This is a genomic window from Streptomyces panacea (assembly GCF_040560175.1).
Classification (GTDB): Bacteria; Actinomycetota; Actinomycetes; order Streptomycetales; family Streptomycetaceae; genus Streptomyces; species Streptomyces panacea.
In genome coordinates, this window is record NZ_JARJHW010000029.1 from 39,424 (window position 1) to 54,382 (window position 14,959).

Below are 14,959 nucleotides of genomic sequence, written 5' to 3' on the forward strand. Positions count from 1 at the left end.
GAGCGGCTATTCCCCCCGCTTTCCGGTGATCAGGTACGTGATGTCGCGGCAGAACTTCTCGAACGAGGAAGAGTTGGCGCGGGCAAGGTCGAGATCCATGTGCTGGGCCAGGGCGGGCTGGTCCACCCGCGGGCGGTATCGCACCCCGTCGCGCCGGTGGTGGGTCAGCCACCCCTTGCAGTCACGTAACGTCTCGCTGTTGGCAGGGACCTTCAGGCGGTCGGCAAGACCTGCCCGGCCGCCGAGCGACGGCGCTGACGCGAGGAACCATGCCTCGAACTCGCGGTTCGCCACGACGACCGCTGTACGGCGGTCCGGGCGGGTCGTTTCGGCCCTGGCCAGGAGCGAAGGGCCGAGGTTGGCCGGGCAATCGTCGTCGGCGTCGATCACGACCAGGATGCCCCCGGGGTGGTCGGCGGGTACGCGTCGGCCCTGGGCCTCTACGGCGCGTTCCAGCCCGCCGGGCCGGACGAGTCGGCCACGGTCGACCAGGAAAGGCTTCTGGATGTCCGCGTCCCAGATCTGGGCCTCGTGCATCAGCCTCCGGAGCAGCACGGGCAGCGCGCTGATCTCACCTTCACCTTCCACGACGGAGGCGATCGTGACGCTCGGCTGGTTCACGTCTCACCCTCCGGCTGGGCCGGGGGTTCCACGACGACCGGACGCAGTTGGTCGGAGCGCAGTAGTTCTGCCGTGGTGGCCAGACCGTCGGCCACGATCGACCGGCTTACGGGGTCAACCTCGCCGATCACGGTCACTCCGTGCTCGGCGGCGACCACGCGGATGGCCGACAGGTCGGCTTCCTTGCGGTCGAACAACTCCGCGCTCTGCGTGGTGACGAGGACCTGTACGTGCTCGCTCGCTTCTGTGAGCGCGTCGTAGAGGGCACCGGCCGCGAGCGGGTGCAGCGCCAACTCGGGTTCCTCTATGGCGACGAGCGGAATCCAGCCTTCGCGAGCGTCAGGTTGGAAGAGCGCGGTAAGCAGGCCGATGGCCCGGATGGTGCCTTCCGACATGGACTCGGCCCGGAAGACGTGTGGTTCGGTGTCGCCCTCCGCGGCGAAGTTGATTCGCGCCGCGATGTAGTCGGCGGAGGGGTCCGTGGGGCCGACCTCTACGACTCCGGGCACGATCACTCCCAGGTACTGCGAGACGCGGTCGCGCTCCTGCTCTCCGAGGGCGGCGAGGGCTGGGCCGAGGTTGCCGCCGTCGTTGTCCAGCGTGCGGGCAAGTGACAGGTTGGGCCGGGCCTCGCGGAGCCTGGACAGGGCAGGGTTGTAGAAGAACATCTGCATGAGAGCCACCCAGAGAACGGGGAACGGTCCTTCTCCGCTCCTGGTGCGTGGAAGCTCCAGAAACCGCTGATGGCGGTTCTTTCCGAAATCGTTCGGCAACAAGAATCTCTCGCCCCCGGGGCGGCGCATCTCACAGAACTCATGCTGGACGTGGACGCCCACTCTTGAGTGAGGGCTTGTCCTGTCCTGAATCGTGGGAGCGAGTGTGATCTCGTACCGCCCTTCCCAGGGCGTCTCGTTGTTGGTGATCACTGGCAGGTGAAAGTCCAGACCGATCGTGCACGAGGTCGCAGGCTCAGGGACCCGGCGCAGCACCTCCGACCATCCTCCGCGTGCAGCCACGGCTTCCTCCGGCCCATCCGTGAGCGCGTCGCGGACAAAACGCAGGGCGTCGAGGAAGTTTGATTTTCCCGCAGCGTTCAGCCCGAGCAGCACGGTGAACCGGTCGAGCGTCACATCACAATGAGCGATGGACTTGTAGTTCTTGATTCGGACGCGGGTGATGAACGGCGTCGGCTGGTGAGGCGCGGCGGGACTCATGGAGCGATCATTCCTCGATCCCACGTCCGCTGGCGGTGGACACGTCGATCTGACCGGTGACTGCGGCGGTGATCAGGGCTTGGCGCCGCTCGGCGAGCACTTCGAGTTGACGGTTAAGCAGTTGACCAGCAGCCGCCACGTTGTTGAGTGCAGTCTGAGCCCTCTTGGCCAGGGTGCGCTGTTCTGTCACGCTTGGGAGCGGAATGGGAAAGCTCAGGATCTTGCTGCTGTTTGTTGACGCCAGATTAGTTGTTTTGACTCCCGTGCTTTCGAAATAGTTCCGACCATGCAGCGTTCTCGTCATGAGAGCGAGATAGTTTTCGTCAAGGCTATTTCTTTCCGGACGAAGAGCGAAAATATGGTTCTGATGCAAACATTCGGAGACTTCTCCATGCCAGACGGTGCCGCGTCCGAGCTTGTCCAGATCGCCGCCCTCGGTCATCAGTACGTCGCCTGCGCGAAGAGTTGCGCGACTGGCCATTTCGGTCGGGACGGTGATTTCACTGAGATTGCCAAGATCTACTCGTCCCGCTTGCACGTTGGCCACTCTTAGGTACGGACGAGTCACCACATCACCAGTCACTTCCCGCTTGCCATCGACGGTAAGGCCGGTCTGCAAGCGGCAGAAATATCCCAGGCGCACGAGCGGCCGGTCTGGTGACATTTCCGGAAGCCATACCCATGGCCAAGCTCCCGCCGGGCTGGACAGGATCCCGGGTACTAGGACTTCCGACACGACGGCGTAACCTCGTTCATCCAAGCTCGCGTGCTGGGATTTCCTGAGTGAGCTCAAAGTGTCGATTCGGGCAGTTTCGGCGTCAAGGAAGTCGGCGATTCGGCGCTGCTCTACGATGTCTAGCTGAGAGAATGGCAGGGCTCCGACATCTTCTGCTGTGACCGCTCGGTACGTCGTGCCTGTGGACACTGCGTCGAGTCTTGCGCGCTGGCTATGGAGCCACCACCAGAGAAAGCGTCCGTCGCAATCAGAAGGGGTGATAGCGCAAAGACCACGCCCAACGCCGTAGTTCCGGTCGGCAACATTAAGCGCACCGACAGGAGCCCTGACGGAAAGCAAAATATCCCCGATCTGGGCAACCTTTGGCGCTGTGCGGCACTGAAATCTTGGTAGGGGATGTTCTTGTTGGAACTCCGCATTTCCCTGCAAGAAAGGAGGGTCGTCCGATAGGTTCGAAACCTCGGCAGACGGGGGAGATTGGCCAGCATTGATCTTGGCAATGTACTTCAGCGGGACCGTACTCACTCCGTCACTTCCCCAAGCAGCGCCTGGATCTCGGTCTCCAGAGCCTTCAGCTCCCCGTCGATCTCAGCCAACGGCCGTGGTGCCTTGTACACATAGAAATGCCGCGTGAACGGGATCTCGTACCCCACCTTCGTCTTGCTGTGGTCGATCCACGCATCCGGGACATGCGGCAGCACCTCCCTCCGCAAATACTCCTCCACGTCCTCCTCCAGCGGCACGCTCTCGTAATCCCGCAGCTCTAGGTCCGGCTCAGTCTCGCCCTTGATCCGCTGGACCTCGCCCCCCGGATCCCGTACCCCGACCGCCTCCCGCAGCGCCTTGCCGAACGGGGCGCCCGTCGGCCAAAGCAGGCCGGCCGCGACGACCGCGTCCTTGAGGTCGATCCAGGCGTCGGACTTCGTCTCCCACGACTTGCCGACCAGCGGACGCAGCGCCTCCGCGAACGCCTCCGCATCCGTCGCCCGTGTGATCGGCTTCGACGCGGTGATCGCCGCCAGCGTCTCCTCCGTCACCTCGAAGCGGAGCTTCAACGGCCGTTCGACGGTGATCCGGTGGTAGCCGAAGTCCTCGTTGCGGAAGATTTTGATCTTTCCGGCCCGGTCAGCCAGGTCATGGACGCCGTCCTTCTCCGCCGCCTCGACGATCGCCAGCGCCTCCGTGTAGAGCTTGGTGATCTCGGAGATGTGCTCGTTGCTCAGCTCTTTGCGCTTGTCGCCGAGGGACTTCCGCATCTTCCGCCAGTAGTCGCGTGCGTCCAGCAGGACGACCTTGCCTCGCCGGTCCCTGGCCTTGCGGTTGCTCAGTACCCAGAAGTACGTGGAGATGCCGGTGTTGTAGAAGAGCTGGTCGGGGAGGGCGACGATGCCTTCCAGCCAGTCGTTCTCCAAGATCCACTGCCGGATCTTGGACTCACCCGATTCCGCCGCGCCCGTGAAGAGCGGGGAGCCGTTGAAGACAACCGCGATCCGGCTGCCGCCGGCCCCCGCAGCGTCCACGGGCTTCATCTTCGAGATCATGTGCTGGAGGAAGAGCAGCGAGCCGTCGTTGATACGGGGCAGGCCGGCCCCGAACCGCCCGCTCTCGCCGAGGCGTTCGTGTTCGTCCTCGACGGCGTCCTTGACCTTCTTCCACTCCACGCCGAACGGCGGGTTGGCCAGCAGATAGTCGAAGGTGGCGCCGCTGTGGCCGTCGTCGCTGAACGAGTTGCCGAACTTGATGTTCTCCGGGTCCTGGCCCTTGATCATCATGTCGGACCGGCAGATGGCCCAGGACTCGGGGTTCAGTTCCTGACCGAAGACCTTGACCGTGGCGTCCTCGTTGTACGCCGTGATGTGCTCGTCGGCCGCGCTGAGCATGCCGCCGGTTCCGCAGGCCGGGTCCATGACGGTACGGACGGTGCCCGGCAGGGTCAGCACGTCGCTGTCCGGTGCGACGAGCAGGTTGACCATCAGCCGGATGACTTCCCGGGGGGTGAAGTGCTCACCGGCCGTCTCGTTGGACTGCTCGGCGAAGCGCCGGATCAGTTCTTCGAAGATGTAACCCATCTGATGGTTGGCGACGATCTCGACCGGCTTGCCGTGCTCGTCGAGCACGACATTCCCGTCCGCGTCCCTCTTCACGGGCCGAAGGTCGAGGTCGGCGAAGCGCCCCACCACCTGATACAGCAGGTCGGCTGCCGCCAGCCGCTTGATCTGCTGGGCGAAGTCGTACCGCTCCAGGACTTCCCGCGCGTTGGGGGAGAAGGCGCCGTAGTACTGGGTGAGATGCTTCGCCGCGTGCGAGGGGTCGCCTGCGATGGCTTTCAGCGTGTAGGAGCTGGTGTTGTAGAAGCTGTGGCCGGCGGCCCTGCGCAGAAAGCGGTCGGGGTTCATGTCCTTGCCCTCGTACTGGGCCGCAACCTCCAGGACCTTGTCCTTGGTCGGAGCGAGGACACACTCCAGGCGCCGCAGCACGGTGAACGGCAGGATCACCTTGCCGTAGTCGGACTGTTTGTAGTCGCCGCGCAGGAGGTCGGCGACCGACCATGCGTGGTTCGCCAGTTCCGTGTGCTTACTGCTGTTCAACGCTGTCCTTCCGGAGTTTCGCCGTCCCTGTGGGACGGAGACGTCAAGTCTGGCTGTTCACGGTGCCGGACCGCACGTTTCACGCCGATCCGTGACCGTGTGGCAACAGCGCGCCGCCGGTGAGTCCGGTGCGGAGGAGACGTGTGACATCCTCGGCGGCTTGGTCGGCCCGGCGGGCGGCGGTCCGCAGGTCATGCAAGCGGCGGAACGTGGCGCCGTACCGCTGCTGTTCTGCGAGGGGGAGCAAGGGAACGCGTAGCCGTCGAGGATCCACCCGCACGATGGATGTACCGGTGGCTGCGGCGTTGACGTTCTGTTCGGCTGAGAGGAACCCGGCCAGGAACCAGGGGTCGAGCCGACGTTGATCCGGGCGGAAGAGCAGCAGGTGGCGTCCCAGGAAGAAGCCTGTCTCGCTCGGCTCGACGACCCGGGCCACGGTGCTGTGCCCCGTACGAAGCAACTCCGTGAGCAGCACGTCACTTGTCTGGATCAGGGGGAGCACCGTGCCGGCGGGAGCGTCTGCTTCCGTCCCGGAGGCGGGTCGGTCCTTTACGACATCGCGAACCGTGAGTGTCGGTCGTCCGGCGCGTTCGGGTTCGGGCTCCGGCAGCGGTTCGCCGCTCCGCGTCCGGCGGCTTCCCGGCGGCGTGCGAAGCAGAGTGAGAGCGCCGCCGCGCAGAAGGTCGGCGACCGTTGCCGTACGCCACTCACGGGGGAGGCCGTCGGCCGGTGCCCACTCGCTGTCAGTGCTCAGGTCGCTCAGGTCCTTTGCGGCTTGGTGGAGTTGGTCGTACAGCTCCGATGCCTGCCGGGCCAGCAGCGCGGGGCGCAGGGTCTGCCGGGAGGTCGTGCGGACACGGCGGGCCGGGGTCAGGTCCACGGCCTCGTTGAGGAAGTCCGTGATCGGTACGGCTTCGGCGATGCCCGGAGTTCCGGTGAAGCCGTCCTTGTCGGCGAGGAAAGTCCGCCATGCCGACAGAACGGTGTTGTCGACGGCAGCCCAGTCGAGTTTCCGGTTCTCCGAGGCGGCGGCGTCGACGAGCAGCACCGACCCCGGAGGCTCACTACCGGGATCGGGCCGTTCGAGTACCCACAGGTGCAGGCCGATATGGAGTGGGGTGGCCGCGCCCTGGGGGAGCGAGACGATCGCGCGGAGGGCTCCGTCACGTACGAGTTGCGCCCGGATGCGCCGGCCGGCGGTGCGTTCCGCGACCGCGGGCGGCATGAGGAGCACGGCACGGCCCCCGGGCACGAGATGGGCCAGGGAGTGCTGGACCCAGGCGAGTTCGGGCTCGCCCTTGGGCGGGACGCCGTAGGCCCAGCGCTGGTCGTACGCGAGATCCTCGTGCCCCCACTCACGGACTCCGTACGGGGGATTGCACAGTACGGCGTCGGCGGCGAAGTCCTCGAAGGTGTCCGAGCGCAGACTGTCCCCCGCACGTACGGACACAGTGGCTTCGGGGGCTCTCAGCAGGAGCCGCACGGCGGCCTGAGCGGCCTGCGCGGGCAGGATGTCCTGGCCGTGCAGCGCGGTCGCGCCCTCGGATGCCGCGGCGGCGAGTAGGGATCCGATGCCGCACGCCGGGTCGAGGACGCTCTTGGGGAACGCACCCGCGCTGTCGGTCAGGAGACGGGCCATGAGGTCGGCCAGGGGGCGTGGTGTGAGGTAGGTGCCGGTGGCGCCCGTGTCCTCCAGCAGGCGTTCGGCCAGGACGTCCGCCGCGGCCTCGGCGCCGTCCGTGACGAAATACCGGAGCAAGCTTCTCACCGGCCCGGCCGCCTCGGGGCCGTACACGACGCCCTTGGGTCCCGGGATGGACTGGGCTCCGTCGTCCGTTGCCGACCTGACCCAACGCAGCAGGGGTTCGTCACGCAGTTCGGGGAGGGCCTCGCTCTCGCTCCGGTCCAGCCGGGCGGCCCCGAGTACCACGGGAAGCAGGTCCAGCGCCAGTTCGCCGCCGTCGGGATGGGTGCGCAGCGTCGTGCGAAGGCGGTCCGCCGGGGTGTCCTCAGGGAGCTGACCACGGGCGGAAAGCCAGGCGCGAACGGCGTCGAGATCGTAGGTGGGGCTGCTGTCCGTGCCTCCCGCCGGGGTGGGGAAGTCCGGGTGCCTACGACGCCAGTTGCTCACCGTGGCACGGGTGACCCCGGCCAGCCGGGAAATGTCGGCGGCGGTCACGAGGCCACTGGCCTGCTGGTTCATGGGCTCCTGCCGGATGACGTCGGGACGGTGAGGCGGATGGGTTCACTCTATACCAGTACCCAACCGTCGTGAATCATTTGACAGTGCTTTCAGTCGACGCTCTACTGGTTCTGCTTTCACCTGCATTCCCGGCTTCCCCGGGTGTCCCGGGCATCGCATGCCCGGAAGACGTCGATACGAATGGAGCGGCTCCATGGCCACCACTACTTCCGGCACGTCCAAGCGCACCCTGTACCGGCTCACGGGTATCGCTCCCTCGGTCGACGCCATGTTCGATGTTCTCGATGCGGCCCAGCTCGAAGCCGTAGACGCGGAGCTGCACTTCCCGCAGGAGCGGCTGGGCGTTCCCGCGCTGCTGGTCACCGGCAGTTTCGAGCAGCCGGTCGCGAGCTGGTGCGGTGAGATCAGTCGTACGACCGGGTGCGAGGTGTCGCGGCCCGTGAACCGGTCGGCGGGGCTCCTGATGCTCGCGGTCGACGAAGAGGTGTATGCCGTTGGGTACGACCAGGGCTTCCGTCTGGTGCCCGACCGTGTCAAGGACCGGCGGTTCGGGCTGGGTTTCGTGATCCGCCGGGTGGACCCCGGCCAGATCCGGGACATGGTCTCCCATACGCCGGGCAACGGCCGGACCGACATCACGCTCGTGCCCGGCGGTGCTCCGGTCTGGAGCCTGGGTGTCCAGGAGCACGCGCAGATTGTGCGGCGGCTGGGAGGGCGGCTGGACGGCCTCCAGATGACGATCGCTCAGAACGACCGTACGAAGATCTCCAGCGTCGAGGGCGGTACCGGGCTGCGGATGCGCCTCGGAATCGACGCCATGGACCTGGTCACGGACATCCGCGCCATCGCCCGTGTTCTGCGGGAGGAGGCACCCACGCCGGAGTTGGAGTTCGTCGAGCACATCGTTCCGGTCAAGGACGACAACCTCGTCGCGCGGCTGGAGGAGCAGCTCGACGACATGCTCGGTGAGCGGGCGGACGGCCGTATCGCAGTCGCCGTTCCGTCCGACCACTGGGACGACTACGGCGCCGCCCAGGCGTTCGCGACCAGGGTCAAGCGCTCGGAGGCCCACCTCACCGACGACTTCAGCCTGGAGTACGTCCTCGACCGGGCACGCGTGCAGCGGGCGGGAACGCGCTTCGCCGCGTTGCGGGACGGCACCGTAACCCTTTACACGCACACCCGGGCCGAGAAGGGCGACATCCTCTGGACGTCGGGCGTGCTGCGGTGGATCGAGGCGGAGGTGGCGCTCGGTGCTCGCAGGTTCTTTCTGCTGGACGGGCAGTGGTACGTGATCGGGGAGGCATACCTGGAGGCGATCCGTGAGCAGGTGAAGACGCTCATCACCGAGGCGCCTGCGGTGAACCTTCCGGCCTGGGTGCTCGGCGACAACGAGCGGAAGTACAACGAGTCGGTGCCCGATCTGCGGCCCGGGTACGTCTGCTTCGACCGGGACAACGTCCGGACGTCGCTGCACCGGGGCAACGGCGTGGAGATCTGCGACCTGCTGAGTCCGGACAACGTCCTGGTCATGGTGAAACGCGCCAAGGGGTCCGACGCGCTGAGCCATCTGTTCGGCCAGGCCGTGGTGGCCGTGCAGACCCTGCTCCACTCGCCGCAGGCCGCGGACGCCTTTGCCCGGAAGGTTGCCGCGGCCCGGCGTGGCCGGAGCCTGCCGATGGGTTTCCGGCCGTCGAAGGTCGTCTTCGCGATCCTGCTGAAGAACGGGACCGACCTCACCGCCGACACGCTTTTCCCGTTCTCCCAGGTCACTCTCGTGCAGACGGCCAAGATGCTCCAGGCATGGGGTGTGGCCGTCGAGGTTATCGGGATCCAGGCCACGTCGATCCCTCAGAGCCGGGTAGGAATCCGTCACCTGGCCGCCTAGCTGTGCGAAGGCGCCGAATGGAATCGGCCCCGCTCATCTTCGAGCGTCTCGAGGAGACCGTCTGACCCCAATAGCGACGTAGACCATGTCCGGACCGCCGCAAGGCGCGATTGTCGCGCTTCGCCTTCAAGTCGGCTACGCAAGCGCCCTTCCTGCACGTGTGTTCAGTTCATGGCACTGGTTCTCTTCGGCGTGGAGCCCGACTCGTGTGCCGCCCCCTTGGGCCCCGCCCCAGGGGATGTCCGTGAGTGCGGCAGGGGCGAGGATGGGGGCATGCCCCGACCCACCGGTTTCAGTTACGAGCGGCACACCGACGGCACCGTCGTCATCACGCACCAGGGGCGGGTGGCGAGCACACTGCGGGGCGGGCGCGCCGACAAGTTCGTCGCGCAGGTCGAGGCGGGCGACGCCCAGTTGGTGATGGCCCGGTGGACCGGGGCGTACAAGTTCGGGAACGAGCGCGTGGCCCGTGACCACCCCAGGAACCGGGGGCGCTGACGGGACGGTCGGTCACAGTTCCTCGGCGCGCAGTGCCAGGTCCTGGAGGATGTCCGCCGACGAGACTTCGGGGCCGCCGGCGTCGTGGACGCGGGCAAGCGTCACGAAGGCGAGGGTGAACGCCCCCACGAGCTGTTCCACGGCGCTGCCGACCTCCCGGCCGAGCAGGGCGCTGAGTTCCTCGGGGGTCGCGTCGGCCGGGACCTCGACGCGGGGCATCGTCTCGTTGAGCAGTTCGGTCACGACACCCATCTCGGCGTCCATGTCCTGCTCCTGACCGGTGTCCTCCTCAAGCCGACGCTGCCAGTCACCGGCCTGCGTCAGGATGCCGATCACGCGCTTCAGGACCTCGCTCTGCTCCATGCCGTGAGCATAGGCGGGCGGGATGGGCCGTGTGGGTAGCAGCGCGAGCCGGAGGAGTGAGACGTCATCGAACGCCGGACGCGGTCCCGGCGTCGGCCGGACGCGCGTCGGGGGTCATGGGCGTCGAATAGGGTTTCCGGATGACATCGGCACCACACACATTCACGGACGCCCTCGGTGCGTTCGAGTCCGCCGTGCGCGATCAGGACGGCGAGCGGTTCGACCGGGCCTTCCCGCTGCTCCACCGGGCGTTCCAGGAGGCGGACCAGGACGAACTCCAAGAGGGAGCGCCCCGGTTGGCGGCGCTGCTGGAGCAGGTCCCGCCGGGGCCCCGGGCGGTGACCGCGGTGCTCGTCGGTGCCTGTGTCGAGCGCGGCGCCGACCCCCTGCCGTGCGCGCCCGGTCTCTTCGCGGCGGTACGGGAGGCCTTCACCGCCGCCCTCGGATTCACCGACCGGTGGTCGGCCACCGGCGGCGGCGAGCTGCCCGATCCGGGCGAGGACGAGCTGGGTGACCAGATCGTCGACCGTGTCGGCTTCGAGGCCGCGCTCGGCTGGTGGACGCTCCCCGAGTGGCGTATGGCGTCGCTCGCACTGCTCAACAGCAGGGCCGTACGGCAGCGGATCGCCTCCGACGGGGGCGAGTTGAGGTCGCTCGTGGAGCGGGTCCAGTCCGCGGCGGGCGACGCGGGCGAGGACTTCAAGGGCCTCGTGTACGCGCTCCGCGTGCTCGACGACGAGCCGCTGGTCGTTCTGCACCGTGCGACGCGCTCCGCCTATCTGATGCGGATGACCGGCATCGGCGACAACTTCCAGCTCCACACGCTGGTCGCCGGGGCTCATCGGCGGACTGCATGTGCCGGGCGACAGCCCGACCGCCGAGGCGATAGCCATGTGCCGGGACAAGGACGGGCAGACGCTCACCGTCGGCACGTACAACCTCTCTGCTCCCGACGGCAGTTGGATCTGGAACGAGGGAACACCGTCCGACATCCCCGTCGTGGACGGCGCGCGACTGCTGGTCCTCGACCCGCCGCCGTACGAGCGGAGTTGGCCCGCCGGCCGGTACTTCCCCGGGATGAGCGGCGACCTGGTGCTCGAACGCGTCCTCGGGCGGGACGAGGCGGAGAGCTGGTACGCGCGGGTCGCCGATCCGAAGTAGCCGAGTGGCCGGGTGGCCGGGCGGATGGGTGGATGAGGTCACGGGCGTCCGGTCCTTGCCTTCGAGCGCACTTCAACATCTACCGTTCCGGCCATGAAGACAAGGACGTTGGGACACGGCGGTCCCGAGATCGGTCCGCTCGGCTTCGGCTGCTGGGCCGTCGGAGGCGAGTGGCAGGACCGCGACGGCAATCCGCTCGGCTGGGGCAAGGTGGACGACGAGGAGTCCGTCGCCGCGATCAGGCGGGCGCTGGAACTCGGGGTGAACTTCTTCGACACGGCGGACACGTACGGCGCCGGCCACAGCGAGCGCGTACTCGGCCGCGCGATCGCCGGACGGCGGGACGAGGTGGTCATCGCCACCAAGTGGGGCAACACCTTCGACGAGGCGACCCGCACCGCCACCGGCCCCGTCACCACCCCCGAGCACGCGCGGAAGGCGCTGACCGCGTCGCTGCGCCGACTCGGTACGGACCACATCGATCTGTACCAGTTCCACGTCGGTGAGGCCTCCCTCGCGGAAGGGGCCGAACTCCGCGATCTCTGCGAGGAGTTCGTGGCCGAGGGGCTGATCCGCGCTTACGCCTGGAGCACCGACGACCCGGCGCGTGCGGCCGTCTTCGCGGAGGGGCCGCACTGCGCCGCCGTGCAGCACCAGTGCAACGTGCTCGACGACGCCCCCGAGATACTCGACCTGTGCGCGCGGCACGGACTGCTCAGCGTCAACCGCGGCCCGCTCGCGATGGGGCTGCTCACCGACAAGACCGGTGCGGGCAGCCGGGGAGCCAGCGGCGACATCAGGGCCGTACCGCCGTCGTGGCTGCGGTGGTTCGGGGAGGGCGGCGGGGCGCTGCCCGAGTGGGTGGCGCGGGTCGACGCGGTCCGGTCGGTACTCACCAGCGACGGACGCACCCTCGCGCAGGGCGCGCTCGCGTGGCTGTGGGCGCGCAGCGAACTGACCGTGCCGATCCCGGGCTTCCGGTCGGTCGCGCAGGTCGAGGAGAACGCGGGCGCGCGGGACTTCGGCCCGCTGAGCGCGGCCCAACTCCAGGAGATCGCTGGGCTGCTGGCGGCGCCGGACGACGCGTCCTGACCCCCCCGGGCGGGATCGATCGGCCCGCCCGGGGATCAACGGCCGCCGGACAGGACCTAGAGGGACGCCGGGATGAGAGTCGCCGTGCCCGACACCCGTACGCGCGGGTCGCCCGCCCGCAGCTCCACCGTCAGGACGCCCGGGCGGCCCATGTCCACACCCTGGTGGAGCGTGAGCACCGACGCCTCGGGGACGAGGGCGAGTTCACGCGCGTACGCCCCGAACGCCGCCGCCGCCGCGCCCGTCGCCGGGTCCTCGACCACACCGCCCACCGGGAACGGGTCGCGTACGTGGAAGACGTCCGCCGACTCGCGCCACACCAGTTGGACGGTGGTCAGATCCAGCCGGTGCATCAGCGTTTCGAGGCGGGCGAAGTCGTAACTCAGGTCCGCCAGGCGGGTGCGGGTCGCCGCGCCGACGACGAGGTGGCGGGCACCGCCGTAGGCGATACGGGGCGGCAGCGCCGGGTCGAGATCACCGGCGGGCCAGCCGAGCGCGGCCAATGCCTCGGTGAGGTCGGCGCCGGCGATGTCCTCCACGTGCGGCTCGACGCTGGTGAGGGTGGCGCGCGGCGCACCGTCGTCCCCGGCGGTGACCGTCACCGGTACGGTCCCGGCGCGCGTCTCGAAGACCAGGTCACCCGCGCCGATCCGCTCGGCCAGCGCGACCGCGGTGGCGACCGTGGCGTGTCCGCAGAACGGGACCTCGGCCTTCGGGCTGAAGTACCTGATGGTGAAGGCCCGTCCCGGCTCGCCCGCGCCGTCGGGCGCCGTTGTCAGGAACGCGGACTCGCTGTAGCCGAGGTCGGCGGCGATCGCGAGCATCGCGTCGTCCGTCAGCCCGGAGGCGTCGAGCACGACGCCGGCGGGGTTGCCGCCCGCGGGGTCGGCCGAGAAGGCCGTGTAGCGCAGGACTTCGCCGGTCAGGGTGGCGGGGCCAGGTTCACTCATGCGTGTGCCAACGACGCGGGGCGGGCGGTCATTCCCGCCCACGGCCGCCGCCCCCTCAGCCCCGCCCGATGAACGGCATCGCCGTCGCCAGCACCGTCACGAACTGGATGTTCGCCTCCAGCGGCAGCTCCGCCATGTGCAGCACCGTCGTCGCCACGTCCGCCGCGTCCATCACCGGCTCCACCGCCAGTTCGCCGTTCGCCTGCGGCACACCCCGCCGCATGCGCTGCGTCATGTCCGTCGCCGCGTTGCCGATGTCGATCTGGCCGCACGCGATGCGATACGGACGGCCGTCCAGGGAAAGCGACTTGGTGAGTCCGGTGAGGGCGTGCTTCGTCGCCGTGTACGCCACCGAGTCCGGGCGCGGCGCGTGCGCGGAGATCGAGCCGTTGTTGATGATCCGGCCGCCCTGCGGGTCCTGGTCCTTCATCAGCCGGTACGCCGCCTGCGCGCACAGGAACGAGCCCGTCAGGTTGGTGTCGACGACCTTGCGCCACGCCGAGTAGGGCAGATCCTCCAGCGGTACGCCGCCGGGGCCGAACGTGCCCGCGTTGTTGAAGAGGAAGTCGATCCGGCCGTACCGCTCGCGCACCGTCTCGAAGAGCGCGTCCACGTCCTCCGGCCGCGCCACGTCCGTCGGCACACACACCGCCTCGGGCGCCGTCCCGGACACCGCCTTCGACCCGGAGTCCGCCATCAGCGCCGCCGTCTCCTCCAGGCGCTCCGCCTTCCGTCCCGCGAGCACCACCGACCAGCCCGCCCCGGCCAGGGCGACCGAGACGCCCCGTCCGATGCCCGAACCCGCTCCCGTCACCACAGCGATCTTCCGCACAGCAGTCATGGGCCCGCAGCGTACGGCAGGAGGACCGGCGGGAGTACGGGGCCCGGCGAGCCGTGACCGGGCCGCCGAAGCGGTGGCGCGCAAGGAGCGCACGGGGAACTCACCGGGCGGACATCCGAATGTTGTGTACCCGACAACGGTCCGACGTCGGGTCCGGCTGCACTTCCTCTGACAACAGCCGTCAGGGGAGGGGCACACCACCATGACACCCGTGCGAACAAGCTCACGCGCCACGCACTCACCCGAACTGCGGGCCGCCGCCGCGCACCTCGGCCGTCGCCGGTTCCTCACCGTCACCGGTGCGGCCGCCGCGCTCGCCTTCGCCGTCAACCTGCCCACGGCGGGCACCGCGAGCGCCGCCGAGCTGGACGCCGCGAAGATCAAGAGCGACCCCTTCACGCTCGGCGTCGGCTCGGGCGACCCGGGGCCCACCTCCGTACTGCTCTGGACCCGCCTCGCCCCGAGCCCGTACCAGAGCGACAGCGGCATGCCCCGCGCCAGGGTCTCCGTACGCTGGGAGGTGTCCCACGACGAGCGGTTCACCCGGATCGTCAGACGCGGAACCGCCACCGCCCACCCGGAGTTCGACCACAGCGTGCACGCCGAGGTCCCCGGCCTGGACACGGACCGCTTCTACTTCTACCGCTTCCGCGCCGGCACGTGGATCAGCCCGGTCGGCCGCACCCGCACCGCCCCCGCGCGCTCCGCGAACATCGGGGAACTCAAGCTCGCCGCCGTCTCCTGCCAGGCCTACCACGACGGCTACTTCACCGCCTACAAGCACCTGGCCGCCGAAGACCTCGA

14 protein-coding genes are annotated in these 14,959 nt (G+C 68.4%); 5 read left to right on the forward strand and 9 right to left on the reverse strand.

The features are described 5' to 3' along the window. Positions 1 to 6: 6 nt before the first annotated feature. From P3L51_RS10285 to P3L51_RS10305, 5 genes are all read right to left on the reverse strand, one after another. The gene (locus P3L51_RS10285; protein WP_354604808.1) at positions 7 to 621 is read right to left on the reverse strand and encodes a DUF4276 family protein; all 615 of its coding nucleotides are present in this window, start codon (positions 619 to 621) and stop codon (positions 7 to 9) included. Then, positions 618 to 1,835, reverse strand: coding sequence for an AAA family ATPase (locus tag P3L51_RS10290; protein WP_354604809.1), 1,218 nt, complete (start codon positions 1,833 to 1,835; stop codon positions 618 to 620). Before P3L51_RS10290 ends, P3L51_RS10285 begins: the two co-directional genes overlap by 4 nt. 7 nt (positions 1,836 to 1,842) lie before the next feature. Further along, positions 1,843 to 3,096: a restriction endonuclease subunit S gene (locus P3L51_RS10295; protein WP_354604810.1), complete on the reverse strand. Its 1,254-nt coding sequence runs from the start codon at positions 3,094 to 3,096 to the stop codon at positions 1,843 to 1,845. Beyond that, positions 3,093 to 5,159, reverse strand: a complete 2,067-nt coding sequence (locus tag P3L51_RS10300) for a type I restriction-modification system subunit M (protein ID WP_354604811.1) — start codon at positions 5,157 to 5,159, stop codon at positions 3,093 to 3,095. The genes P3L51_RS10295 and P3L51_RS10300 overlap by 4 nt, the downstream gene beginning before the upstream one ends. 79 nt (positions 5,160 to 5,238) lie before the next feature. After that, the gene (locus tag P3L51_RS10305; RefSeq protein ID WP_354604812.1) at positions 5,239 to 7,362 is read right to left on the reverse strand and encodes an N-6 DNA methylase; all 2,124 of its coding nucleotides are present in this window, start codon (positions 7,360 to 7,362) and stop codon (positions 5,239 to 5,241) included. 193 nt (positions 7,363 to 7,555) lie between these two features. Between P3L51_RS10305 and P3L51_RS10310 the strand changes: the two genes are divergently transcribed. Continuing rightward, positions 7,556 to 9,250, forward strand: coding sequence for a TIGR04141 family sporadically distributed protein (locus P3L51_RS10310; RefSeq protein ID WP_354604813.1), 1,695 nt, complete (start codon positions 7,556 to 7,558; stop codon positions 9,248 to 9,250). Positions 9,251 to 9,523: 273 nt separating this feature from the next. After that, positions 9,524 to 9,748, forward strand: a complete 225-nt coding sequence (locus P3L51_RS10315) for a hypothetical protein (RefSeq protein ID WP_354604814.1) — start codon at positions 9,524 to 9,526, stop codon at positions 9,746 to 9,748. Between the two features lie 12 nt (positions 9,749 to 9,760). Here P3L51_RS10315 and P3L51_RS10320 read toward each other — a convergent pair whose 3' ends face one another. Together P3L51_RS10320 and P3L51_RS10325 are read right to left on the reverse strand one after the other, a co-directional pair. After that, the gene (locus P3L51_RS10320; RefSeq protein ID WP_354604815.1) at positions 9,761 to 10,111 is read right to left on the reverse strand and encodes a hypothetical protein; all 351 of its coding nucleotides are present in this window, start codon (positions 10,109 to 10,111) and stop codon (positions 9,761 to 9,763) included. Further along, positions 10,090 to 10,953: a hypothetical protein gene (locus P3L51_RS10325; RefSeq protein WP_354604816.1), complete on the reverse strand. Its 864-nt coding sequence runs from the start codon at positions 10,951 to 10,953 to the stop codon at positions 10,090 to 10,092. The genes P3L51_RS10320 and P3L51_RS10325 overlap by 22 nt, the downstream gene beginning before the upstream one ends. Positions 10,954 to 10,966: 13 nt before the next feature. Here P3L51_RS10325 and P3L51_RS10330 point away from each other — a divergent pair, with 13 nt between their 5' ends. Both P3L51_RS10330 and P3L51_RS10335 read left to right on the forward strand, forming a co-directional pair. After that, positions 10,967 to 11,272: a hypothetical protein gene (locus P3L51_RS10330; RefSeq protein WP_354604817.1), complete on the forward strand. Its 306-nt coding sequence runs from the start codon at positions 10,967 to 10,969 to the stop codon at positions 11,270 to 11,272. Between the two features lie 93 nt (positions 11,273 to 11,365). Continuing rightward, positions 11,366 to 12,364, forward strand: a complete 999-nt coding sequence (locus tag P3L51_RS10335) for an aldo/keto reductase (RefSeq protein WP_354604818.1) — start codon at positions 11,366 to 11,368, stop codon at positions 12,362 to 12,364. Positions 12,365 to 12,420: 56 nt separating this feature from the next. Here the strand turns inward: P3L51_RS10335 and P3L51_RS10340 are convergent, their stop codons facing one another. Then, positions 12,421 to 13,314, reverse strand: coding sequence for a PhzF family phenazine biosynthesis protein (locus tag P3L51_RS10340; protein ID WP_354604819.1), 894 nt, complete (start codon positions 13,312 to 13,314; stop codon positions 12,421 to 12,423). 55 nt (positions 13,315 to 13,369) lie between these two features. Beyond that, positions 13,370 to 14,155 (reverse strand): SDR family oxidoreductase, encoded by a 786-nt coding sequence (locus P3L51_RS10345; RefSeq protein ID WP_354604820.1) that lies wholly within the window; start codon positions 14,153 to 14,155, stop codon positions 13,370 to 13,372. Between the two features lie 202 nt (positions 14,156 to 14,357). Here P3L51_RS10345 and P3L51_RS10350 point away from each other — a divergent pair. After that, a partial coding sequence (locus P3L51_RS10350) for an alkaline phosphatase D family protein (RefSeq protein WP_354604821.1) occupies positions 14,358 to 14,959 on the forward strand: 602 nt, incomplete at its 3' end.